This is a genomic window from Picosynechococcus sp. PCC 7117 (assembly GCF_001693275.1).
Lineage (GTDB): Bacteria > Cyanobacteriota > Cyanobacteriia > Cyanobacteriales > MRBY01 > MRBY01.
Window position 1 is genome coordinate 1,927,749 of sequence record NZ_CP016477.1, and the last position, 22,382, is coordinate 1,950,130.

Annotated in this window: 21 protein-coding genes; 11 read left to right on the plus strand and 10 right to left on the minus strand. The window is 49.7% G+C overall.

Annotated elements, in window-relative coordinates; translation table 11 throughout:
- Nucleotides 1-250: 250 nt before the first annotated feature.
- Nucleotides 251-1,927 carry a SulP family inorganic anion transporter gene (locus AWQ22_RS09310; protein WP_065711694.1) on the minus strand — a complete coding sequence of 559 codons (1,677 nt, stop codon included), beginning with the start codon at nucleotides 1,925-1,927 and terminating at the stop codon, nucleotides 251-253.
- A gap of 405 nt (nucleotides 1,928-2,332) precedes the next feature.
- Between AWQ22_RS09310 and AWQ22_RS09315 the strand changes: the two genes are divergently transcribed.
- The 3 genes from AWQ22_RS09315 to AWQ22_RS09325 are packed head-to-tail and all read left to right on the plus strand — an operon-like array spanning nucleotide 2,333 to nucleotide 6,935.
- A complete protein-coding gene (locus tag AWQ22_RS09315) occupies nucleotides 2,333-4,231 on the plus strand; it encodes an NAD(P)H-quinone oxidoreductase subunit F (RefSeq protein WP_062434703.1) in 1,899 nt (632 codons plus the stop codon).
- Between the two features lie 54 nt (nucleotides 4,232-4,285).
- Nucleotides 4,286-5,767 carry an NADH-quinone oxidoreductase subunit M gene (locus tag AWQ22_RS09320; protein ID WP_065710914.1) on the plus strand — a complete coding sequence of 494 codons (1,482 nt, stop codon included), beginning with the start codon at nucleotides 4,286-4,288 and terminating at the stop codon, nucleotides 5,765-5,767.
- 31 nt (nucleotides 5,768-5,798) lie between these two features.
- Nucleotides 5,799-6,935, plus strand: a complete 1,137-nt coding sequence (locus AWQ22_RS09325; protein ID WP_041443893.1) for a CO2 hydration protein — start codon at nucleotides 5,799-5,801, stop codon at nucleotides 6,933-6,935.
- 96 nt (nucleotides 6,936-7,031) lie between these two features.
- On the opposite strand, the gene speA is transcribed toward AWQ22_RS09325, so the two are convergent.
- Nucleotides 7,032-8,966 (minus strand): biosynthetic arginine decarboxylase, encoded by a 1,935-nt coding sequence (speA, locus tag AWQ22_RS09330; protein WP_012307419.1) that lies wholly within the window; start codon nucleotides 8,964-8,966, stop codon nucleotides 7,032-7,034.
- Nucleotides 8,967-9,248: 282 nt separating this feature from the next.
- Between speA and AWQ22_RS09340 the strand changes: the two genes are divergently transcribed.
- Nucleotides 9,249-10,007 (plus strand): hypothetical protein, encoded by a 759-nt coding sequence (locus AWQ22_RS09340; protein ID WP_065710916.1) that lies wholly within the window; start codon nucleotides 9,249-9,251, stop codon nucleotides 10,005-10,007.
- A 50-nt stretch (nucleotides 10,008-10,057) separates the two neighbouring features.
- Here AWQ22_RS09340 and AWQ22_RS09345 read toward each other — a convergent pair whose 3' ends face one another.
- From AWQ22_RS09345 to sufB, 4 genes are all read right to left on the minus strand, one after another.
- Nucleotides 10,058-11,320, minus strand: a complete 1,263-nt coding sequence (locus AWQ22_RS09345) for a SufS family cysteine desulfurase (RefSeq protein WP_065710917.1) — start codon at nucleotides 11,318-11,320, stop codon at nucleotides 10,058-10,060.
- A 57-nt stretch (nucleotides 11,321-11,377) separates the two neighbouring features.
- Nucleotides 11,378-12,736 (minus strand): Fe-S cluster assembly protein SufD, encoded by a 1,359-nt coding sequence (gene sufD / locus AWQ22_RS09350; protein ID WP_157094606.1) that lies wholly within the window; start codon nucleotides 12,734-12,736, stop codon nucleotides 11,378-11,380.
- A gap of 2 nt (nucleotides 12,737-12,738) precedes the next feature.
- Complete coding sequence (sufC, locus tag AWQ22_RS09355; RefSeq protein WP_062434719.1) at nucleotides 12,739-13,512, minus strand: Fe-S cluster assembly ATPase SufC; 774 nt, start codon at nucleotides 13,510-13,512, stop codon at nucleotides 12,739-12,741.
- A gap of 66 nt (nucleotides 13,513-13,578) precedes the next feature.
- Nucleotides 13,579-15,018, minus strand: coding sequence for a Fe-S cluster assembly protein SufB (gene sufB, locus AWQ22_RS09360; RefSeq protein ID WP_012307425.1), 1,440 nt, complete (start codon nucleotides 15,016-15,018; stop codon nucleotides 13,579-13,581).
- A 178-nt stretch (nucleotides 15,019-15,196) separates the two neighbouring features.
- Here sufB and sufR point away from each other — a divergent pair, with 178 nt between their 5' ends.
- Nucleotides 15,197-15,853 (plus strand): iron-sulfur cluster biosynthesis transcriptional regulator SufR, encoded by a 657-nt coding sequence (gene sufR, locus AWQ22_RS09365; protein WP_065710919.1) that lies wholly within the window; start codon nucleotides 15,197-15,199, stop codon nucleotides 15,851-15,853.
- 13 nt (nucleotides 15,854-15,866) lie between these two features.
- On the opposite strand, the gene AWQ22_RS09370 is transcribed toward sufR, so the two are convergent.
- From AWQ22_RS09370 to AWQ22_RS17430, 3 genes are all read right to left on the minus strand, one after another.
- Complete coding sequence (locus AWQ22_RS09370; protein WP_065710920.1) at nucleotides 15,867-16,700, minus strand: DNA-formamidopyrimidine glycosylase; 834 nt, start codon at nucleotides 16,698-16,700, stop codon at nucleotides 15,867-15,869.
- A gap of 106 nt (nucleotides 16,701-16,806) precedes the next feature.
- Nucleotides 16,807-17,217 (minus strand): type II toxin-antitoxin system VapC family toxin, encoded by a 411-nt coding sequence (locus tag AWQ22_RS09375; protein ID WP_065710921.1) that lies wholly within the window; start codon nucleotides 17,215-17,217, stop codon nucleotides 16,807-16,809.
- The gene (locus tag AWQ22_RS17430; RefSeq protein WP_084448983.1) at nucleotides 17,214-17,468 is read right to left on the minus strand and encodes a ribbon-helix-helix protein, CopG family; all 255 of its coding nucleotides are present in this window, start codon (nucleotides 17,466-17,468) and stop codon (nucleotides 17,214-17,216) included. The genes AWQ22_RS09375 and AWQ22_RS17430 overlap by 4 nt, the downstream gene beginning before the upstream one ends.
- A gap of 125 nt (nucleotides 17,469-17,593) precedes the next feature.
- On the opposite strand from AWQ22_RS17430, the gene AWQ22_RS09385 reads away from it, so the two are divergent.
- On the plus strand, nucleotides 17,594-18,541 hold the full coding sequence (locus AWQ22_RS09385; protein ID WP_065710922.1) for an NAD-dependent epimerase/dehydratase family protein: 948 nt from the start codon (nucleotides 17,594-17,596) through the stop codon (nucleotides 18,539-18,541).
- Nucleotides 18,542-18,575: 34 nt separating this feature from the next.
- Nucleotides 18,576-19,058: a Tab2 family RNA-binding protein gene (locus AWQ22_RS09390; protein WP_065710923.1), complete on the plus strand. Its 483-nt coding sequence runs from the start codon at nucleotides 18,576-18,578 to the stop codon at nucleotides 19,056-19,058.
- Nucleotides 19,059-19,181: 123 nt separating this feature from the next.
- Here the strand turns inward: AWQ22_RS09390 and AWQ22_RS09395 are convergent, their stop codons facing one another.
- Entirely contained in the window at nucleotides 19,182-19,346 is a 165-nt protein-coding gene (locus AWQ22_RS09395) for an NblA/ycf18 family protein (RefSeq protein ID WP_030006375.1), read from the minus strand.
- Between the two features lie 228 nt (nucleotides 19,347-19,574).
- Here AWQ22_RS09395 and AWQ22_RS09405 point away from each other — a divergent pair, with 228 nt between their 5' ends.
- The 4 genes from AWQ22_RS09405 (at nucleotide 19,575) to aroF (ending at nucleotide 22,361) form a co-directional block, all read left to right on the plus strand.
- Nucleotides 19,575-20,171: a phycobiliprotein lyase gene (locus AWQ22_RS09405; protein WP_030006376.1), complete on the plus strand. Its 597-nt coding sequence runs from the start codon at nucleotides 19,575-19,577 to the stop codon at nucleotides 20,169-20,171.
- Between the two features lie 145 nt (nucleotides 20,172-20,316).
- Nucleotides 20,317-20,586, plus strand: a complete 270-nt coding sequence (gene rpsO / locus AWQ22_RS09410; protein WP_012307434.1) for a 30S ribosomal protein S15 — start codon at nucleotides 20,317-20,319, stop codon at nucleotides 20,584-20,586.
- A gap of 15 nt (nucleotides 20,587-20,601) precedes the next feature.
- Complete coding sequence (locus tag AWQ22_RS09415) at nucleotides 20,602-21,081, plus strand: PAM68 family protein (RefSeq protein WP_062434734.1); 480 nt, start codon at nucleotides 20,602-20,604, stop codon at nucleotides 21,079-21,081.
- A gap of 224 nt (nucleotides 21,082-21,305) precedes the next feature.
- The gene (gene aroF / locus AWQ22_RS09420; RefSeq protein WP_012307436.1) at nucleotides 21,306-22,361 is read left to right on the plus strand and encodes a 3-deoxy-7-phosphoheptulonate synthase; all 1,056 of its coding nucleotides are present in this window, start codon (nucleotides 21,306-21,308) and stop codon (nucleotides 22,359-22,361) included.
- Nucleotides 22,362-22,382: the final 21 nt, after the last annotated feature.

A 22,382-nucleotide genomic window follows, 5' to 3' on the forward strand; every position in this document is an offset into this window, starting at 1 on the left:
AAGACCGACCACTTGCCTCTGCGCAGGGGTTAGGGTCCTTTACAGGCTTTATAGTGGACAAGGCGATCGCCAGGAATCGCGTTTGTTACTAATTTTGATTTTGGCAAGCTATGAAGAGCATAAGCAACAATGGCACCTTTGACAACATAAACTGCAATGATATTTCGTAATACCAAGGTTAAGTAGAGTCAATGCTTCATCGTTTAAATAGACAGGGGTTTCTAGAAGAAGTTGCCCAAAGGTCAGAGGACTAAGCTTTTCGCTGCTGAATGAAGGCGATCGCCTGTTGGAGGGCATCTAAACGATTTGTTACACGATTGCGGGGTGGCAGCAACTTTAACACTTCTAATTTCCTCAGGCGATCGCGCACCTGGCCCCTGGCCCCCACTAAAAACACTTCCCGTCCCCGACCGTGGGCATCCCGGATCATCGTCTCCACCGCCAGGGAGGCCGTCACTCCCATCCGGGGTACCTCACTGAGGTCTAAAATCAAAACCTCGTATTTTTCAACAATGGCCATCCGTTGGGCAATCCCTTTAGCCGCCCCAAAGCTCATGGGGCCACCTAAACAAAAAAGAATAATGTGTCCCTGGGCCTGGTGTAACAGTTCCCGTTCGCGCTCATTTAACGTACTTGTATCGGCCCCAGCAGTGATGGTTTCTAGCCGCTGCATTTGCAAATCTGTGAGGCTTTTGACCGTCAGGAGATTCGCCACAAAAACCCCCGCTGCCACCGCCGTGATCAAATCGACAAAGACGGTTAGTAATAAAACACCATACATTAATCCCGTCGCTTTCCAGGAAATTTTGTGGGCCCGTTTCAAGAAACTCCAATCAATAATGTCAATGCCCACCTTAATCAAAATGCCCGCTAAGACGGCATGGGGGATAGGGGCCGTGAGGGGGGCCGCCCCAAGTAAAATCACCAATAACACCAAAGCATGGAGCATACCTGCAAGGTTGCTTTTGCCCCCAGAGCGCACATTGATCACTGTCCGCATCGTTGCCCCAGCCCCCGGTAGTCCTCCCACAAAGCCGGAGAGAAAATTGCCAATGCCTTGGCCGATTAATTCTTGGTCGGAGTCGTGCTGGGTACGGGTGATATTGTCCGCAACTAAAGAGGTCAGAAGGGAATCAATGGCGCCTAGGGTACCGAGAATCACGCCATAACCGAGCATTTGACGCAACAGAGGCAGGCTGAAGTAGGGCCAATGGAGGGTCGGAAAACCCTGGGGAATGTCACCAATGCGTGCCAAGTCAGGATTGGGAATTAACAGAGATAAAATCGTGCAGATGACCAGAGCAAGGAGGGGAGAGGGGACCAGACGATTGAGTCGGGCCGGTGAAGCAAATACAATCGCCAAAGTCAGAAGGCCCAGGGCCGTGGCCCCGAGGTAAGGATGGGTTAGATCGTAGGGAATTTCTTGAACGGCCCCCAAAATATTGGCGCCGCCGGGATAACCAAGCAAGGGGCCAAACTGAAGCACAATAATGATCACACCAATCCCAGACATAAACCCAGAAATGACGGTGTAGGGAATCAGGGTGATGTATTTTCCCAGGCGCAGGATGCCTAGAAGGATCTGAAAGAGACCCCCCAGCATAACCACGGTGAAGGCGATCGCCAGGCCTGTGGCCGGATCATCAGCGGTCTTCGCGGCGGCGGTAAAAACCGTTGCCATCACCACCGTCATCGGCCCCGTAGGTCCCGTGATCTGAGCGGGAGTTCCCCCAAACAACGCGGCAAAAAATCCAGTACAAATGGCCCCATACATTCCGGCGATCGCCCCGGCTCCGGAAGAAACCCCAAAGGCAAGGGCAAGGGGGAGTGCGACAATGGCCGCCGTTAGCCCCCCAAAAAAATCACCACGCCAATGTCTAAAGGTTGGGCGGGAGATCCAATGCCCGATATTTGCGATTGATGCCATGGAGAGTTTACTCCAACGAATGAGTTGGTGACGGGAAAGCGGCCCGCTGGGCATCAACTCAAAGTCATCTTTTTAGAATTTCAAATTGACGGTCAACAGCCACTACGCCAATCATAGGAGTGGTTCCCCTCGGCTGAATTTTAAGAAACATCAAAGGGTCGGCAAAGGCTGACATTTCGACTTAATAATTAACAAAACCATGTAGGTGATCGCCAAATTATTATTTCTTAACGCTATGCCAATTAAGCATCGCTATCACCACAAAAAAGCCTCAAACCTTTGGGAAATCGCCATCTAATCGATTACACTCTCTTACAAAGACTGTAGACCGACGATTTGAAATATTTTCTGGCCAATCCACCCAATGCCAACCAACCTTCTGTTGTGATTTTCTAGACACCCTCCATGAGTGAATTTCTTTTACAAAGCGTATGGCTAGTTCCAGTCTACGGAATTACGGGGGCACTCTTGACCTTGCCTTGGTCCCTCGGGTTAATTCGGCGCACCGGGCCTCGACCTGCCGCCTACCTCAACCTGATCATGACCTTTTTGGGTCTTTTACACGGTTCCTTTGCCTTCGCTTCCCTTTGGAACATGCCCCCCCAACAACTATCACTGGAGTGGCTCCAGGTTGCCGATCTAAATCTTTCCCTGGTTATTGAAATTTCTCCGGTTAACCTCGGTGCAATGGAACTGGTCACTGGCATTTGTTTCATGGCTCAACTCTACGGCCTTGGGTATTTAGAAAAGGATTGGTCTATTGCCCGCTTCTATGGCTTGATGGGCTTTTTTGAGGCGGCCCTATCGGGTTTGGCCATTAGCGACTCGCTGCTCTTGAGCTATGGCCTGTTGGAAGTATTAACTCTTTCTACTTACTTATTAGTTGGTTTTTGGTATGCTCAACCCCTGGTCGTGACGGCGGCTAGGGATGCTTTTTTGACCAAACGGGTCGGCGATATCTTGCTCTTGATGGGCATTGTTGCTTTGTCTAGCTATGGTACGGGGCTCACGTTTAGTGAACTAGAAACTTGGGCGGCGAATCCCCCCTTGCCCCCCTGGGAAGCCAGTCTCGTGGGCCTTGCGCTCATTTCCGGGCCGATTGGTAAATGTGCCCAGTTCCCGTTGAACCTCTGGCTTGATGAAGCGATGGAAGGGCCAAACCCAGCGGGGATTATTCGTAATTCGGTGGTGGTTTCTGCGGGGGCCTACGTGCTGCTCAAAATGGAGCCTGTTTTTACGATTACGCCGATCACCTCCGACGCTTTGATTATTATCGGTACCGTAACTACGGTGGGGGCTTCGTTGGTTGCCCTAGCTCAAATTGATATTAAGCGGGCCTTATCCCATTCCACCAGTGCTTACCTTGGTTTGGTGTTTATTGCGGTGGGGTTAAATCAAGTTGATATCGCCCTGTTGCTTTTGCTAACCCATGCGATCGCCAAAGCGCTCTTATTCATGAGCATTGGTGCGGTTATTCTCAATACCCACGGTCAAAATATTACGGAAATGGGTGGCCTCTGGTCACGGATGCCGGCAACCACTAGTGCCTTTGTGGTGGGGTCAGCGGGGCTTGTGTGCCTCTTTCCCCTGGGGACGTTTTGGACGATGCGCCGTTGGGTCGATGGTTTTTGGGATACACCCCCGTGGCTCGTGCTACTCCTTGTGGGCGTAAACTTCTGCTCCAGCTTTAATCTGACCAGGGTCTTTCGTTCTGTTTTCCTCGGTGCCCCCAAGCCAAAAACGCGGCGATCGCCTGAGGTGGTCTGGCAAATGGCTGTGCCTATGGTGAGTCTGATCCTAATGACCCTGATGGTGCCCTTCTTTTTGCACCAATGGCAATTGCTCTTTAATCCATCCCTGCCGACCCTTGTTGAACGGCCGCTCATCGTGACTTTAGCAATACCAGCACTGATGATCGCGGGAGGCCTCGGCTTAGTCGCTGGTCTAACGATTACTTTGAATCCTTCCCTGAGTCGCCCTCGACAGCTTTATCTGCGCTTTTTGCAGGATTTGCTGGCCTACGATTTTTACATTGACCGCATTTACAACGTGACGGTGGTTTGGCTGGTTACAACCCTTTCAAAACTCGCCGCTTGGTTTGATCGCTACGTTGTCGATGGCTTCGTCAACTTAACAGGTTTGGCGACACTTTTTAGTGGAAGCGCTCTACGTTACAACGTTTCGGGACAGTCTCAATTCTATGTTTTGACGATTGTTTTAGGGATGATCCTCGGCCTAGTCTGGTTTATGGCCACGGGTCAATGGACGATGATTACGGATTTTTGGTCGAATCAGTTGGCCTAAGGAGTTTCCCCCTTTGTTGTTAAATCTGCTTTTTTGTGAATTTTGGAGGAAAGAATGCTGAGTGCCTTAATTTGGCTGCCCTTGGCCGGAGCTCTGTTGGTAGCGATACTCCCCCAGGGAGAAAAAAATCAGTTTTCCCGGACGATGGCCCTGGGAGCGGCTGCCCTCGTTTTTGTTTGGACAGCTTGGTTGGGGTTCCATTATGATGTGGCGATCGCCGGCCTCCAATTTGTTGAACATTATCCTTGGATTGAGTGGTTGGGCCTGAACTACGATCTCGGTATTGATGGTTTATCGTTGCCCCTCCTTGCCCTCAATGCATTGTTGACCCTAGTGGCCCTCTGGATTAGCCCCAAGGATCTGCACCGCCCCCGCTTTTATTACGCCCTCTTTTTGCTCTTGCAGGCGAGTGTCAATGGGGCATTTTTGGCCCAGGATGTGCTGCTCTTTTTTCTGTTCTACGAAATTGAAATTATTCCCCTATATTTTCTCATTGCGATTTGGGGCGGCAAAAAACGAGGCTATGCCGCCATTAAATTTTTGCTCTACACAGCCGTTTCCGGAATTTTAATTCTGGCTTCTTTCTTGGGTCTGGCCTTCCTCACAGAATCTAATACCTTTGCCTACAGTGCCCTCCACAGTGATTTGTTGCCCCTGACCACCCAATTAATTCTCCTCGGCGGCATTTTGGTGGGCTTTGGGATCAAAATTCCGTTTCTGCCTTTCCATACTTGGCTCCCGGATGCCCACGTCGAAGCGTCTACCCCTGTATCGGTGATTTTGGCGGGGGTGCTCCTCAAAGTTGGCACTTATGGTCTGCTGAAGTTTGGGATTGGCCTATTTCCCTTGGCTTGGGCTGTCGTGGCCCCTTGGCTAGCGATCTGGGCGGCGATCAGTGCCTTGTATGGGGCTTCCTGTGCGATCGCCCAAAAAGACATGAAAAAAGTGGTGGCCTATTCTTCCATTGCCCACATGGCGTTTATTCTGCTGGCGGCGGCGGCGGCGACCCCCTTAAGTTTGGCAGCGGCAGAAATCCAGATGGTCAGCCATGGTTTAATCTCTGGGCTGCTCTTTTTGTTGGTGGGCATTGTCTACAAAAAAACGGGCAGTCGGGATGTCGATTATCTACGGGGACTGCTCACCCCAGAACGGGGTCTGCCTTTGACGGGTAGTTTGATGATCCTGGGGGTCATGGCCAGTGCGGGTTTGCCGGGGATGGCGGGCTTTATCGCTGAATTCCTCATTTTTCGGGGCAGCTTTCCGGTGTATCCAGTGGCGACTCTCCTGTGTATGGTGGGGACAGGTCTCACGGCGGTGTATTTTCTGCTGATGATTAATAAGGTCTTTTTTGGCCGCTTGACCCCAGAACTCATTAATATGTCCCCGGTCAATTGGGCGGATCAGTTTCCGGCGGTTATGTTAGTGATATTGCTGTTCGTCTTTGGGTTGCAGCCCCAGTGGCTGGTGCGCTGGAGTGAGATCGACACAGCGGCCTTGGTGGCATCCCCGACGGCTATTGAAATTTCTTTAAAGTAAAAGTAAGCGTTTAAGAATTGTGGATATGAATATGGTCACTGCTGTTTTAGAGCCTTCGCGGCATCCCCTTGCCCCTTTCATTCATCGCCTTGAGCAAGGTTTACCGATGCTGGAAAATAGCGATCAAAATGTGATGGAAGTGGTGGGCATCCTCAAGAGTTATGGGGTGGTCTTAGATGCCTACTCGAATAATCTGAACTATGTGGCCGAATCGCAATTTCTCAATGTTTTTCCCTTTTTTAAGTATTTCAACGGCCAATTAACGGGCGATCGCCTCCTGAAACACTGGTGGCATGACCGCATTAACTTTGAATATGCCGAATATTGCATGAAGTCGATGTTTTGGCATGGTGGTGGGGGTTTAGATGCCTACCTCGACACGCCAGAATTTATTGAGGCCGCCAAAAAGGCGATCGCCGCCCGCTGGAAAAATAATCCCTTCATGTTGGGTTTGAATAAACTCTTCCCCGATTTTCTCCTAGAGCAAACCCGCCAAATGGCCTACTACACAGGCTTAGGTCAGTTTTGGCGCGTCATGAGTGATATGTTTCTCGACTTGAGCGATCGCTACGATGCCGGCGAAATCAAAACCACCGCCGACGTGACCAACCACGTCCTAGCCGGATTGGTAGCTGATGCCAGCCGTCCCATCACCTACAAGGTCGAAATCAAAGGGGAAGTGTATGAGTTAATTCCAGAATCTGCGGGTTTAACTTTCCTGATGGATACCGCCGTTCCCTACGTCGAAGCGATTTTCTTCCGGGGAACCCCCTTTGCTGGCACCATCTCCTACAATGCCCAGGCCGCCCAAGTCCCCGCCGAACAAGGGATCTTTACCTATGGGGCTCTCTATGCCGACCCATTACCCATTGGTGGTTCGGGGATTCCGCCGACTCTGTTGATGCAAGATATGCGCCACTTCTTACCCGATTATCTCTGGGATTACTATATGGGCACCCTGCGCAAAGAGCAGGATTTGCGGGTCAAAATTTGCCAAACCTTCCAAAAATCGATGTTCTGTGTGACCAGTGCGGCTTTGATGGGGCTGGCTCCCCACGGGTTAGAACCCAAAACCCTCGCTGAGCAACAGGCAAACCGTGAATTTTTTGAACATTGGATGGATCGCCTCTTAAGTTCTCAAATTAAAGCTGTTAATAGCCAAGCATAGAGAGAACAGCTGCTTTTCTTGTCCTGTAGAAAAACAAGTCAATATTTGGGCTTGGAGTAAATACAGATTCCTTGTGAATTTGCGCTGATCGGATGATTAGTGGAGGTAGGTGTAGCTTTCTAAGCTTTGACGATAATGGTTAATCAAAAGTTGTGACTGCTGGAGGGTTAGGCGCTTTTCACTCAGGGCTTTCTCTGTGCGACACCGCATTGTTTCGAGGAGATCGGCCACGTCATATTGCACATACTGCAAAACTTCTTTGATCGTGTCCCCTTCTACGAGGTGTTCGAGATGGTAACCGTCATCGGTCAGGCGCACGTGTACTACATGGGTATCGCCAAACAGGTTGTGGAGGTTGCCCATAATTTCTTGGTAAGCGCCCATCAAAAAGAGACCCAGATAGTAAGGCTGACCATTGGGAGGGTGCAGTTCAAGAAGATTTTTACTTTCGGCCTTGGTATCAATAAAACGGTTAATACGTCCGTCGCTATCACAGGTTAAATCTGCCAGGATGCCTTTTTTTGTCGGTTCTTCGTGGAGTCGGTGGATCGGCATAATCGGAAAAAGCTGATCAATGGCCCAACTGTCTGGCACCGATTGAAACACAGACAAATTCACATAGTAGAGAGCGGCCATATTTTGCCAAAGTTCTTCAAAGTCTTCGGGGATGCTGGCTTGCCCTTGGATAATCGAAAAAATCTTTTGGCAACAAGACCAGTACAATTCTTCGGCATTGGCGCGATCGCCTAAGCTGAGATAGCCCAAATTAAACAGGCTGATGGCTTCGTCTTTGAATTGCACGGCATCGTGATAGTTTTCCTGGTAATTTTCTGGGGTAATGGTGTCGTAGGTTTCCCGCAAATTACGCAGCACCAAATGCTCTTTATAGTCGGGCTTCGGGGGCAAGATTGGGTCAACTTCACTACTGCCGAGGACATCAAAAATTAACACGGCCTGGTGGGAGGCGATCGCCCGCCCACTTTCACTTACCAGCACGGGCACGGGCACGTTGGTTTCATCGCAAGTATCCTGCACCGTCGCCACCACGTCGTTGGCGTAGTTTTGCATATTGTAGTTCTTCGAGGAGGGGAAATTGTTCTTGGAGCCGCTGTAGTCCACCGCGAGACCGCCGCCCACATCCAAAAAGCCCATGGGAGCGCCGAGTTTTACCAGTTCCACATAGATTTGTGAGGCTTCTCGGATGGCAGACTTAACAACACTGATCGAGGAAAGTTGGGAACCGATGTGGTAGTGCAACAATTGCAGGCAATCGAGCATTTCCTCTGCCTGTAGTTTTTCCACGAGCCGCAAAATCTGCGGAATAGTTAGCCCAAATTTAGCGCGATCGCCAGAGGAGCCCCCCCAACGACCAATGCCGCGACTGGCAAGCTTGGCGCGAATGCCCAACATCGGCCGGATGCCCAAACTTTGACTCGCCCGAATCACCAAGTCTAATTCTTCCGGCTGTTCGATCACGATCAAGGCGCGGTGTCCCAATTGGGTCGCCAGGAGGGCCGTTTCAATGTAATGCTGGTCTTTATAACCGTTGCAAATGAGCAGTCGCTCTTGATCGGCCTCTGGTTCTAACAGAGCGATCGCAATCATGAGTTCTGGCTTAGAACCCGCTTCTAGGCCCAGGTGGTGGGTGCGCCCCAACTCCACAAGATCTTCTACCAAATGGCGCTGCTGATTGCATTTGACCGGATACACACCCCGGTAATGGTTCGGATAGTCATACCGGGCGATCGCCGTCGCAAAACAGTCCTGGAGCCGTTCAATGCGATCGCGGAGAATATCCGGAAAACGAATTAAGAAGGGTAAACCAATGTTTCGCTGTTTGAGGGATTCTACCAGCTCAAATAGATCAATACTCGTCCCTGCGTCCCCAAGGGGAGACACCTGCACATGACCCTGGTTGTTAATCGAAAAATATGGTTCCCCCCACCCTGCCACTTGGTATAACGTCTCGCTATCCGCCACTGTCCAACGGGTATTCACTGACTGCTCCAAACAACCAAGGGCTTTGTTCATCGTGGGTTTGCAACCTATTCCATTAAATTTTTGCCGGGCCTGGACAATTTTTGAAAATTGCCACTCTCTTATTTTCCCAGAGACGCCTCATCATACACAATGTTTTTGTGAAAATGCTGGGGAATGATTCGGCGATCGCCCCGCCGCCAATTGTGGCCGATGAACTCTCCATGGTTCTAAATTTTTTCTATACTTCTGGAAACAGACCCTACCGACCCTTGTTAATCTGTTAATAACTTCTGGCCATACCTTCATCCTAAAATTTTCCGTTTATCCTTGCATATGCCGCCAATCCTCCCTTCCACAAAGCCGATCATCGCGCAACAGCCCACACCGATTACAACCTTAGATCGCCCGACCTTTGGTGGCATTGCCCTATGGATTGCCCTTGCTTCGGCCTTCTTCTGCACTACCCTAGGTCTTTTGTTCTATATTCGTGGCATTAATCAAAAGCACAAAAAAGAAGCCAAGCTCAATCGTTACAAAATTAACGATCTCAAGAAAAAACTCAAACTGGCCCTGAACACCATCAAGAAAATGGAAAGTAACCCGGATTTAGTACACTCCCGGGAGTTTAACCTCGATTACCTCCGGATGCGGATGGAAGAAGATCAGTTCCACTACGTGATTGTGAACCAGCTTAAAATTAAGGTACGTCTCATCATCAGCGTTGCTCTACGTCCCAGCACCGCCGATGTAGCTACCGTCGGTATTGCCACCAGTGGTCGCCCCGTGGATGAAATTTTTGACGTTTATTACGACACGATTAATCGAGAAGGTCAACGTCAAGAGGGGGTTTTATTTCGGGTAAATATTAGCCTTACAAAACTTCCCGCCCAAGCTAGCAGCATCACCGTTGAACAAATTATTGATTGTCTTGAAAAGTTCCTCAATCCCAGTGAAGCCCCGGACTATTGGCAGCCCACGGTGCAAGGGCGTGTCGTCACTATTGAATGGGATCAAAAAGCAAAACCCACACCGCTACTCCTCTTTAAACAGTCAGAAGAAGGAGACAATGTGAGTTTTCGTAGTATTGCCTGATGATCTCTAGCAATTAGCGAAAATTAGGGAGATTTGAAAAATATTTGTCATTAACTACCCATGCTGGTAAAGAAATCAATGGTGTCCTTCAGGGCAGCAATAAATTGATCGATTTCAGCGGTGGTGTTGTAAAAATAGAGGCTGGCGCGGGCACTACCAGAGGCATCGAACAGACGGTGGAGGGGTTGGGTACAGTGGTGGCCGGAACGAATGGCAACGCCGTCGTGGTCGAGGAGGGTCGCTAAGTCATTGGCATGGACACCAGCAACGTTAAAGGCCGCGAGGGCCGCCCGACCTTCCCCCTGGGTATCGGGTTGTTTGCCATAAATTTTTAGGTTCGGGATGTCCCGGAGTCCCTTAAAAAGATAGGCAGTGAGTTCAGCTTCGTAGGCGTGGATGCGATCCATCCCAATTTGAGAGAGATAATCCACCGCCGCTCCAAGGGCGGTCGCCTCACCGATGGCTGGGGTTCCCGCTTCAAATTTGTGGGGCAGTTCACCGTAGGTAGAATGATCAAAGAAGACCTCGGCGATCATTTCTCCACCGCCTAAGAAGGGAGGCATCGCTTCGAGAATGTCCCGTTTTCCATAGAGAAAACCAATGCCCGTGGGCGCACACATTTTGTGACCAGAGCCGACGAGCCAGTCACAGTCCATTTGCTGCACATCAACGGGCATATGGGGCAAACTCTGGCAGGCATCAATGAGAATTTTTGCGCCATATTTGCGGGCCGCTTGGATGATCTCCGTCACCGGATTCACATTGCCCAAGGTATTGGAGACATGAACCACTGTGACTAGCTTCGTTTTGTCGCTAAGTAGCGCTTGGTATTGCTCAAAATCAAAGGTTTCATCCTGGGTTAACGGTACATACTTCAAGACAGCCCCAGTTTTCGCCGCGATCATTTGCCAAGGCACAATGTTGCTGTGGTGTTCCATCACCGACAGGATAATTTCATCCCCCGGCCCCAGATTACTCAACCCCCAACTGTAGGCGACAAGATTAATCGCTTCACTGGCATTGCGGGTGTAAACGATTTCATCACGATTGGCCGCATTGATAAACCGGGCGACTTTATCCCGTGCCCCTTCGTAGCCATCCGTTGCCCGGGCACTCAGGCTATGGATCCCCCGGTGAACATTGGCATTATCTTGTTGGTAATAATGCAGCAACGCATCGAGGACGGCCTTGGGCTTTTGGGAGGTGGCAGCGTTATCGAAGTAGATCAGTGGCTTTCCGTGCACAGTTTGGTGCAGGATGGGAAAGTCGTCACGAACCTGTTCGGCAAGGGGTTTCGGTTGGGTTGTGATCATAGGGGATTCACTGGGTCGGATGGGTGAGCGGGAACAGTTGGGGCGGCAATTTACAAGTTAGTCAACGGTGCGACAGGCAACACAACCCGTAAGGGCCTGCTGTAAATGGGCGATCGCCACGGTATCGAGAATTTCCGCAGCAAAGGCATCAATCAGCAAATGGCGCGCATCATAGTCATTGAGACCGCGACTGCGGAGGTAGAAAATTTCCTCGGCTTCCAGTTGGCTGACGGTGGCGCCGTGGGCACATTTCACGTTATCGGCGGTAATTTGCAGTTCGGGTTTGGTATCGACTTTGGCCTTGGGAGACAGCAGCAAATTACGGTTCAGTTGGGCCGCGTTGGTCATTTGCGCTTTCTGGGGCACATGGATTTGGCCGTTGAAAACAGACCGGGCCGCATCGTCAATAATGCATTTATGGAGTTGATCAACGCTGCCGTAGGGATGCTGGAGATAAACGGCGGTGTGGGTGTCGCTGAGTTGTTCGGCGCCAACCATGGTTAACCCCTTGAGAATGGTTTCTGTTTGGGGGCCGTTTTGGGTCAGGGTCAGGGTATGGCGACTCAGTTGGGCACCAAAATTAACTTCTGTGAGTTGGTAATGGCTGTCTTGGGCTTGGGCGATCGCCGTATTACCGAGATGAATCGCGCCCCCAGCTTCCCGTTGTACCCGCACATGGTTAAGGCGGGCATTGGCCTGCACCCAAATTTCCGTTAAAGCATTGTTGAAATAGCGGTGGGTATCTTGATCGGTGCAACCCTGGGCGATCGCCCCGTAATATTCCACCACATTGGCCTGGGCTCCCGTTTCCGCAATCACGAGACAGCGGGACTGCATAGCCGTCGGTTGATCCGCACCGTTGCCCAGAAATAGCAGTTGGATTGGCTGTTCAACAACGGTATTTTTCGGCACCCAAACAATGGCGAGATCCCCAAGACCTGCATCATTGAGGGCGGCAAACACATCCAGTTGCTCGGTCTGCTGGCCAAGATATTTGGCGATCGCCACTTTTTGAGCCGTCGCTAATGCCGTGAAGTTGCCGACAAAAACGCCGTCAGGTAATCCCGAAACGCAGGACTGGTCAGGGGCATAGTGGCCATTCACAAATACCAAACGACTGTTGGTTGTTTCCGGTAGGGCGAAAACTTCCAAATCTGCTGCCGTTGGGGTTGTCGGTTGCGCCGCCTGAAAAGCCGTATTTTTGAGCACCGATAAATCCGTTACCCGCCAGGCCTCATCCCGTCGGCTTGGGAATTTTCCTTGGCGAACTTTTTCAAGGCCTTGATCGCGAATGGCTTGAAATTCCGCTGATTGGTTTCGGTCGAGTAATCCGAGAAATTTTTCCAGATTGGGATCGACTTCTGTGGGTTGACTCTGGGAAAAGGCGATCGCCGCTGTCATGGTACCGCTAGACATAGTTACACAACCCCCGCAGCCAGTTCTTGATCGAGGAAATCATAGCCCGTTGCTTCTAATTCCAGGGCAAGTTCCTTGCCGCCACTCTTCACAATCCGGCCATCGTACATCACATGGACAAACTGGGGCGTGATGTAATCCAATAAGCGTTGGTAGTGGGTGATTAAAAGAAACGCATTATCGGGTGTTGCCAATTGATTAACCCCTTCCGCCACAATTCGCAGCGCATCAATATCGAGGCCAGAATCAATCTCATCTAAAATGCCTAGGCTCGGCTCTAGTAGGGCCATTTGTAAAATTTCGTTGCGCTTTTTCTCGCCTCCAGAAAACCCTTCGTTCAAGCTTCTTTCGAGGAAACTGGGGTTCATTTTGACCACTTCGAGTTTTTCTTCGATCAAATCCTCAAAATCAAAGGCATCAATCTCCTCTTTACCCTGATGCTTGAGCTTGGCATTGTAGGCAACCCGCAGGAAATCAAGGTTGCTCACCCCAGGAATCTCTAACGGATATTGGAAGGCGAGGAAAATACCATCTAAAGCCCGTTCTTCGGCTTCCTTCTCCAAGAGGTTTTCGCCCTTGTAGATAATTTCGCCACCAGTGACTTCATACTCAGGGTGGCCCGCAATAATTTTTGACAGGGTGCTTTTTCCTGAACCATTCCGGCCCATAATTGCGTGGATTTCTCCTGCTTTGATCTCTAGATCAACGCCCTTGAGGATCGGCTGACCATCGACGGTCGCGGTCAAATTTTTAATCGCTAAAATAACGTCACTCATTGCCTTCAATTGCTTATTTCTGAACTAAAAAACGAATACTTATTTGCTGATAATTGAGGTTTGAAGCTACCCAACAGTGCCTTCGAGTTTGAGGCTGAGAAGTTTATCTGCTTCAGCCGCAAATTCCATCGGTAACTCACTGAGCACATCCTTACAGAAGCCACTAACAAGCATTGAAATGGCGTCCTCTTCGGCGATACCCCGCTGGGCAAAGTAAAAGAGCTGCTCCTCGCCAATTTTTGCAGTGGAAGCTTCATGTTCCACCTTGGCATTTTGATTATCCACTTGGATGTAGGGGAAAGTATTGGCTTCCGCCGTATCGCCAATGAGCATCGAATCACATTGGGAATAGTTACGCGCTCCGTCAGCTTTGGGGTGCATTTTCACCAAGCCCCGGTAGCTATTTTTCGATTTGCCCGCCGAAATGCCTTTAGAAATGATTGTGCTACGGCTGTTTTTACCGATGTGGATCATTTTGGTGCCTGTGTCGGCCTGCTGGTGATTATTCGTTAAAGCAATGGAATAAAATTCACCCACGGAGTTATCGCCGAGCAAGACACAACTGGGGTATTTCCAGGTGATCGCCGAGCCGGTTTCTACCTGAGTCCAGGAAATCTTAGAATTGATACCTTTACAGAGGCCCCGCTTCGTCACGAAGTTGTAGATACCGCCTTTGCCCTCTTCGTCCCCCGCAAACCAGTTTTGGACGGTGGAATATTTGATGTCAGCGTTGTCAAGGGCCACCAGTTCGACCACAGCAGCATGGAGCTGATTGGTGTCAAACATTGGTGCGGTACAACCTTCAAGATAGCTCACGGAGGCACCTTCTTCGGCGATAATCAGCGTCCGCTCGAATTGACCTGTTTCCCCATCATTGATCCGAAAATAGGTGGATAACTCCATCGGGCATTTCACGCCTTTGGGAATAAAGACGAAGGAACCGTCACTAAACACGGCGGAGTTGAGCGCCGCAAAGTAGTTGTCAGAAGTGGGCACAACGGTACCGAGATATTTTTTGACCAGGTCTGGATATTCCTGCAGTGCTTCGGAAATGGAGCAGAAAATTACACCGTGCTTGGCGAGGTCTTTTTTAAAGGTGGTCGCAATGGAAACGCTATCAAAAACGGCATCTACAGCGACATTGGATAGACGCTTTTGTTCTGAAAGGGGGATGCCTAGCTTCTCGAACGTTTCTAGGAGGGCCGGATCAATTTCGTCCAGGCTCTCGATTTTTTTAGTTTCTTTTTTAGGGGCAGCGTAGTAAACGATGTCCTGGTAGTCGATGGGGGGATATTTAACGTGGGCCCATTCTGGCTCAGCCATTTTAAGCCACTGGTGGTAAGCCTTGAGACGAAACTCCAGCATAAAGTCCGGTTCGTTTTTCTTGGCGGAAATTAAGCGAACGACATCTTCGCTGAGGCCACGGGGAATTTTTTCCGTCTCGATATCTGTGACGAAACCATATTTATAGGGCTGATTGACAAGGGTTTTGACAGTCGCACTCATGCTGGGGTCAGTCTCTCTACAGAATGGGTAATGCTTTCTGGGTTTGGCGTTGTCGGATTAAGAAAACGCGATATGATTAGTTTAACAACTGTTTGGTTGTTTTAGTTTCTATTCAAGGTACTTTAACAACAAAAAAGTTGTCAAATATTTGTGGTAGATCTTGTCTAACGGCTTATCCATGACCCTTTCTGACACCCGCGCCGAAACCCGTTCAACGAAGCATGACATTTTGGAATATTTATTGAAACATGGTCAAGTTAAGGCTGTGCAGTTGGCGAAATCTTTACAAATTAGCCCCCAGGCGGTGCGACGCCACCTGAAAGATCTAGAAGAAGAAGGCCTCATTGAACACCGGGTAAAGCAGGAAGGTTTGGGGCGTCCTAATTATTTTTATGGTCTGAGTCGGGCCGGCCGCGATCGCTTTCCGAACCGCTATAACGATTTTGCGGTGTCTTTTTTGGATACCTTAGCAGAGACGGCGGGGGAAGAGCAGGTCAAGGAAGTGCTCCGCAAACAATGGCAAAAGAAAGCCCATAGCTACCGCGATCGCCTTGGGGATGGTTCCTTACCAGAGCGTTTAGCCCGTTTGGTCAATTTACGCAAAGAAGAAGGCTACATGGCGGAGGTCATTCCGGCGACAGACCATGGTCATGACGGTTTTTTATTGACGGAACATCATTGTGCGATCGCCGATGTGGCCGAATCCTTTCCGATGGTCTGTGGTAACGAACTGGAGATGTTTGAAGAAGTTTTACCCGACTGCACCGTAACCCGCACCCAGTGGATCAACGAAGGGGAACACCAGTGCGGCTACATCATCCAAGCCAAAGATTAATCAAACAAACACATTAGCCCTGACATTGGGGACAAAAATGGGTTGATCGTCCACCGAGCTTGATCCGTTCGATGGGATGACTGCAAACGCGACAAGGTTCCCCCGTGCGCCCGTAGGTGAGGGCCATACCGCCATAGTTGCCGTTGGTGCCCGTGGTGCTGACAAAATCGCTAAAGGTAGTGCCGCCTTGGGAAATAGAAGTTTCCAGCACTTCAACAATTGCTTTATGTAGCCTCTCGATTTCTGGTCTCTTTAAGCTGCTAGCCTTGCGGGTGGGATGAATACCCGATTTAAACAGCGCTTCGTCAGCATAGATATTGCCCAAGCCAGTCACGATGCTTTGGTCAAGTAAAAACGTTTTCATTGGCCGCTGGCGTTTGTTGCAGAAATTGGCCAGCATATCCGCCGTAAAATCTGGGGAAAGCGGTTCCACACCCAAGCGTGTCAATCCCGTAATTACAGATTCCACAATAGTTCCTGCTGGTACCCACCAAATTTGCCCAAAGGTGCGCAGGTCAACAAATCTCAGTTCGCGATCGCCTGCCAGGAAAAACCGTAATCGTGTGTGTTTTTGCACAGGCACATCCGGGGTTGTCCAGAGAAATTTCCCCGTCATCCGCAGGTGAATCCCAAGGGTTGAGCCATCCGATAATTTTCCGAGTAAATACTTGCCACGCCGTTGCCAATCTTGAATGACCAAGCCTTGGATTGCCCCTAGAAAATGATCCGGATCCACAGGATGGGCTAGGGTTTTCCGGAGGAGAATTTTTGCCCCTGTAAACCGCTGATTTACACTAATCTGCATTAAACCGCGACGAACGGTTTCCACCTCTGGTAGTTCTGGCATGGATTCCCCTGAACGATGTTGCCTTTGCCGATTGAAGCAGTTTTTTAGGGATGGAGCAACTTGGACGAGCCTTGCGTTACAGAATGAAGAATTAATTCTGCATTTTTTAGGAAAGGATGATTTTAAATTTTTTTCGGCCCTTAATCCGATAAATAGAAAAATCGCGGTCAATGGTAGCGACGGTGTCTAAATTTAATTTTTCTGCGAGAAGCACTAAGCAAGAATCCGCAAAATCCATGGGTAAATCACGGTTCTTTTCTGTCAGTTCCCGTAGCCGCTGAAAATCATGGTTTTCAATTTGACAAATTTCTACACCACCTCTACTAATCCACTCCAGAAAATCAATTTGCGCATTGCGATTGAAATCTAGGAGATGGAGGGTTTCTGTGATTGAGGCAATCGTTGTGATCAGCGGCAGATTATTGTTTCTAATGAATTCCAAGGCTTTTGGATGATATTTATCCGACGCATCAAACAGGGCAATCAGCGGCCCAGAGTCAATCAGAATCTTTTTCATGCTCGCTTCGCTTTAAGCTTTTCTTTTAGGAGCATTTTTCGACAGGAAGATAAATCATCTCTACCACTGCTATATTTGCCAAACAAATCTTTGCCAGTTTCCCAAGCATTTTGTTGGTCGAGATTGTGAATGTATTCAACTAGGCTTCTGCGGATTAGTTCAGATTTTGTGATGCCTAAATTTTTGGCCGTATTACTAACTATTTTGTCTAGGTCTGGGTCAAGTCTTAGGGTAATCATTAACAACACCATTGTCGTATTGCATATTGTAATACAACAAAATTGGGGGAGTGCTAATGGCTGAAAAAAACTTTGCGATCGCCTAACCCCATCCTCTATTTTGGAAACATCAAATTTTTTCTCCCCCGAACATCATCATGTCGAAGGTCATTGTCACAGGCGCTGCGGGATTTATTGGCTCTAGCCTCGCAGAAACCCTACTCCAGCAGGGGATTACAGTGGTGGGTGTTGATCAGGTGAATGACTATTACGACACAACCCTCAAGCGTAAAAACCTAGCCACCCTCGCTCAGTACCAAAATTTCCAACTTATCGAAGCAGATATCCAGCACCTCAACTGGGAAGATCTGCTGAAAGGTGTGAGTGTGGTTTACCATCAGGCAGCCCAAGCCGGGGTACGGGCCAGTTGGGGCATCGGCTTTCGGGACTACACCGAACGAAATATTAATTCCACCCAGGTAATGCTCGAAGCGGCGAAAAAGGTCGGTACTTTAGAACGTTTTGTCTATGCGGGTACATCCTCGGTTTATGGCGATGCGGAAACCATGCCCACCCCAGAAACCATTTGTCCCCAGCCCGTTTCTCCCTATGGCATTACAAAATTAGCGGCGGAACGGCTCTGCTGGCTTTATTTAAAAAATTACGCTGTCCCGGTCACATCCCTGCGTTACTTCACCGTGTATGGCCCCCGACAACGGCCCGATATGGCTTTCCATAAGTTTTTCCGGGCGGCAATTCTGGGTGAAAGTATTGGTATTTATGGCGATGGAAAACAAACCCGTGATTTTACCCATATCAGCGATGCGGTACAGGCGAACCTTTTGGCAGCCCAGGAACCAAAGGCGATTGGCGAAATTTTCAATATCGGCGGTGGCAGTCGGGTGATTTTAAATGATGTGCTCGATGAAATTGACCAGATCGTTGGCAAACCAATTCCACGGAACTATGGCGATCGCGCCCGGGGAGATGCCAGACATACCAGCGCCGATGTGACCAAGGCGAAAACGATTTTGGGTTATGACCCCCAGGTGAAACTCAGCGAGGGCCTGCGGCGAGAATGGGACTGGATTCAAAGCCTGTATTAATTTGTATGAAAACAATCCCTGAGGCACATTGATTATGGCGCAAAATTTACCCGCTCCCCCCCAACCTTTGCCCGATGAACTTTGGGGCGAAAATTGGCGTTTTGGCAGCATTCCCGCTGGAGATTTTTGGGATTTGTTTGGCGATCGCCCGATCCCGATTGTGTCCTTGCCGGAGGAGTTACAGCCGGTGAAATTGGGGTTGGCCTCTAATGTGCTGATTCCGGGAACGATTATTTATGGCGGCAGGCGGTCGATGCAGTTGGCCCAGTGGCTCCAGGAGCAGCAACCCCAAACGGTTTTTTACCAGGAAACGGAGGCCAACCTCGCGGGCGGACTTGTCCTTACCGGGGCCGATACCCAACGGTGGGTGATCATGACTTTCCATGACCAGGCGATCGCCAGCGCCGGACAACGTTACCAACAACGGCTCCAGCAGGCCCAAGGGTTACATTTTCTCTTGATCCAACCGGACGATTCCGATGTGACCCACACTGCCCTTTGGCTCCTAAAAGCTTAGGGATTAGCAAAAATTTGCCCACAAAAAATCCCAATAAAAAGCGATCGCCACCTGAGAGGAATAGGAGAAGGGCGATCGCCGACAGTTTTTTTCAATACTATTTCTAGACACCTAAACCTGGGTCTAGCTTTCCGTTAACTTGGTGAACAGGTTGTCTTTCACCAGCATTTGCCGAAACATTTCCATTAAAAATTCTTGGGCTTGCTCCAGGCTCAGGTCTTGGGTACGGGTTTCAAAGATTTGCACCTGTAGCCTTTGTTCGAGGGTCAAATTGGTTTCCGGGGACATGGGCAGCTCCTTGCCAATAGCTCTGGCGAATATTGCGAATGTCTCTACTGCATTTAATCTAACCTCTGTCAATCGTTCTGTCAAAATTGAAACAAAAAGAAACAATGGGGCGATCGCCTATTTTCCAGGGAGCGGCCCGAAATTCGTTAAGCTGAAAGATGTTTTTAACAAACACCGATAAAACGATATTTTTGTAATCAGCCAAGACCCAGAGGACAATTTTTCGATATGCAAAGCTTTGCGGATGCCAAGGAATTTTTCCAATACAGTGCCGGACAATGGCAGTCTCGACGCGTTACCCACCATCTCCCCTTCCGGCGCGCCGAATCCGGTGGTTCTAATATCCAAGTCGAAACCCTCGAAAAAGACGACCCCCGCATCATTGAAATTTGCCAGATGCACGACATGGACGCTAGCCTCAGCGTCGGCGGCTCCTATGTCACCTGGGCTGGCACGATGCAATGGGACAAAGACGATGAAAACCACGAAGGTAGCACGGTTTTTGCCCTCATCCCCGATGCTGACAACCCCCGCCAAGGAAAACTGTTGCGGGAGCGCGGCTATGCGGAAATCGTCCCCGTCGCTGGTGAATATCATCTAGATCACGAAGATGGCCTCGTTCTGACCACCGAATACGAAACCATGACGATCTACGAACGGTTTTGGTTCGCCAACCCAGACCTACGCCTGCGCACTAGCACCGTAAAACGCTTTGGGGGCTTTAACACAACGACTTTTTGTATGGAAGAGCGTATCCAGACCTCCTCGGCAACGGCGACTGCGGCTGCGGAAACCAATCCCCTTTACGCTATTAGCGGTTGGTAGTGGGGAATTTTTGGCCATTTTGCCCCCCAGGGATATCCGTGTTACTACAGTCAAAAAGATTCCGCCTGTCCATAGGCTTTCGGAGCAAACAGTGTTAGCATAATAGACTGCAATATTTGTATTTTATTTTCTACAAAAACAGATTATGGCTTTAACGCAAGAGCGTAAACAGGAACTCATGGGCGAGTATCAGGTACACGAAACTGATACTGGGTCTGCGGATCTCCAAGTGGCCTTCCTCACGGAGCGCATTAACCAACTGACCGAACACCTCAAGGTCAACAAAAAAGACCATTCCTCCCGGCGTGGTTTGTTAAAAATGATTGGGAAACGGAAGCGCCTTTTGCAATTTATTAAATCCAACGACCAAGAACGTTATCAAACCTTGATTGGTCGCCTCGGAATTCGTCGTTAAGTTTTTACCCAACCCATGTCCTCTGAACCGAAGCGAGATCGACTCCCCTTCGAGCCAAAGCAAACGAAGCAAAAGGCTCCCAAAAAGCCCCCAGCAACGGCAACGACCCAGTCTAGTTCAGGATCAAATGCACCTAGGCGATCGCCAAAGGATGAGGCCAGTTTATCGGCGATCCCCGATGCAGTAAGCAAACGGATGATTCGTCGGATGGCCTTATTCTCCGGGATTCCCACGGCTATGGGGATCACATCTTTTGTGGTGTCCTACTATATTGTTTCCCGCGAACTGCTGGAGTTGCCCACCATCGCTGTTCTCCTAGTGAGCCTGGGTTGTTTCGGTTTGGGGGTTGTGGGGCTGAGCTACGGCATTCTCTCCACATCCTGGGATGAAAATCGTCCGGGGAGCCGTCTCGGTTGGGAGGAATTTAGTCTGAACCTCGGCCGGATGGTTCAAGCCTGGCGTGCCAGTCGCCGGGAAGCCCGCAGCAAATCTTAAAGTTTAGACCCTTGGTTTTTCAGGGTTTCCGAGCTTAAATATCACGTATGCAGCCTTGTCGGTTATCAAAATTTTCTCAGGTGAATGTGTCAAGATAAGACTGGGAGGGTGGCGATCGCCGACAACTTAGTTTTTAAGAACGTTATCCATAAAAAACGCCCTATTACATCGTTATTCCATAAATAAAATTTCTTTTACCTGTCGTAAATCTTCGAGGAAATACCATGATCGTAGTCATGAAAGTTGGCACTCCTGAAGCCGAAATCAACCGTTTAGGGAGTGAGCTTAAAGAGTTAGGCCTGACCCCCGAAAAAATTGTTGGGGCCCACAAAGTGGTCATTGGCTTGGTGGGAGACACCGCCACTTTTAACATTGAACTGATCCAAGAAATGAGCCCCTGGATCGAAAATGTACTCCGGGTCGAAAAGCCCTTTAAGCGGGTCAGTCTTGAGTACCGTCATGGTCAATACAGCGAGGTCGTTGTGCCCACTCCGAACGGGGATGTCACCTTCGGCCCCAATCATCCGGTGGTCGTCGTCGCTGGCCCTTGCTCCGTTGAAAATGAAGAAATGATCGTTGAAACTGCCCTCCGGGTCAAAGCAGCTGGGGCAAAATTCCTCCGGGGTGGGGCATACAAGCCGAGAACTTCTCCTTATGCGTTCCAGGGTCACGGCGAAAGTGCTTTAGAATTGTTGGCGGCAGCACGGGAAGCCTCCGGTCTAGGGATTATCACAGAAGTAATGGATACGGCGGACGTAGAAAAGATTGCTGAGGTTGCCGATGTGCTTCAAATCGGCGCGCGCAATATGCAAAACTTTGCCCTCTTGAAGAAGGTAGGAGCTCAGAATAAGCCGGTGTTGTTGAAGCGTGGGATGGCCGCCACCATCGACGACTGGTTAATGGCTGCAGAATATATTTTGGCGGAAGGAAATTCCCAGGTGATCCTCTGTGAACGGGGGATTCGCACCTTCGATAGTAAGTACACGCGCAATGTTTTGGATCTATCGGTGATTCCGGTGTTGCGCAGTTTGACCCACTTACCGATGATGATCGATCCGAGCCACGGTACAGGGAAGTCTGAATTTGTTCTCTCGCTGGCTAAAGGGGCGATCGCCATTGGCACTGATTCGCTGATGATCGAAGTTCACCCCAACCCGAAAAAAGCCCTTTCCGATGGCCCCCAATCCCTGACCCCAGAAGCTTTCGACCAGGTGATGCAAGAACTGGCAGAGGTTGAAAAATTAACGGGACGTGGCCAAAAGGAATTGGCAACAGTTTAAAGCCCCTGTGATGGCTGGTTA

Bases quoted from the DNA above. Each gene is read 5' to 3' on its own strand.
- AWQ22_RS09310 (WP_065711694.1), bottom strand. From the start codon at position 1,927: ATGGCATCAATCGCAAATATCGGGCATTGGATCTCCCGCCCAACCTTT.
- AWQ22_RS09315 (WP_062434703.1), top strand. From the start codon at position 2,333: ATGAGTGAATTTCTTTTACAAAGCGTATGGCTAGTTCCAGTCTACGGA.
- AWQ22_RS09320 (WP_065710914.1), top strand. From the start codon at position 4,286: ATGCTGAGTGCCTTAATTTGGCTGCCCTTGGCCGGAGCTCTGTTGGTA.
- AWQ22_RS09325 (WP_041443893.1), top strand. From the start codon at position 5,799: ATGGTCACTGCTGTTTTAGAGCCTTCGCGGCATCCCCTTGCCCCTTTC.
- speA (WP_012307419.1), bottom strand. From the start codon at position 8,966: ATGAACAAAGCCCTTGGTTGTTTGGAGCAGTCAGTGAATACCCGTTGG.
- AWQ22_RS09340 (WP_065710916.1), top strand. From the start codon at position 9,249: ATGCCGCCAATCCTCCCTTCCACAAAGCCGATCATCGCGCAACAGCCC.
- AWQ22_RS09345 (WP_065710917.1), bottom strand. From the start codon at position 11,320: ATGATCACAACCCAACCGAAACCCCTTGCCGAACAGGTTCGTGACGAC.
- sufD (WP_157094606.1), bottom strand. From the start codon at position 12,736: ATGTCTAGCGGTACCATGACAGCGGCGATCGCCTTTTCCCAGAGTCAA.
- sufC (WP_062434719.1), bottom strand. From the start codon at position 13,512: ATGAGTGACGTTATTTTAGCGATTAAAAATTTGACCGCGACCGTCGAT.
- sufB (WP_012307425.1), bottom strand. From the start codon at position 15,018: ATGAGTGCGACTGTCAAAACCCTTGTCAATCAGCCCTATAAATATGGT.
- sufR (WP_065710919.1), top strand. From the start codon at position 15,197: ATGACCCTTTCTGACACCCGCGCCGAAACCCGTTCAACGAAGCATGAC.
- AWQ22_RS09370 (WP_065710920.1), bottom strand. From the start codon at position 16,700: ATGCCAGAACTACCAGAGGTGGAAACCGTTCGTCGCGGTTTAATGCAG.
- AWQ22_RS09375 (WP_065710921.1), bottom strand. From the start codon at position 17,217: ATGAAAAAGATTCTGATTGACTCTGGGCCGCTGATTGCCCTGTTTGAT.
- AWQ22_RS17430 (WP_084448983.1), bottom strand. From the start codon at position 17,468: ATGGTGTTGTTAATGATTACCCTAAGACTTGACCCAGACCTAGACAAA.
- AWQ22_RS09385 (WP_065710922.1), top strand. From the start codon at position 17,594: ATGTCGAAGGTCATTGTCACAGGCGCTGCGGGATTTATTGGCTCTAGC.
- AWQ22_RS09390 (WP_065710923.1), top strand. From the start codon at position 18,576: ATGGCGCAAAATTTACCCGCTCCCCCCCAACCTTTGCCCGATGAACTT.
- AWQ22_RS09395 (WP_030006375.1), bottom strand. From the start codon at position 19,346: ATGTCCCCGGAAACCAATTTGACCCTCGAACAAAGGCTACAGGTGCAA.
- AWQ22_RS09405 (WP_030006376.1), top strand. From the start codon at position 19,575: ATGCAAAGCTTTGCGGATGCCAAGGAATTTTTCCAATACAGTGCCGGA.
- rpsO (WP_012307434.1), top strand. From the start codon at position 20,317: ATGGCTTTAACGCAAGAGCGTAAACAGGAACTCATGGGCGAGTATCAG.
- AWQ22_RS09415 (WP_062434734.1), top strand. From the start codon at position 20,602: ATGTCCTCTGAACCGAAGCGAGATCGACTCCCCTTCGAGCCAAAGCAA.
- aroF (WP_012307436.1), top strand. From the start codon at position 21,306: ATGATCGTAGTCATGAAAGTTGGCACTCCTGAAGCCGAAATCAACCGT.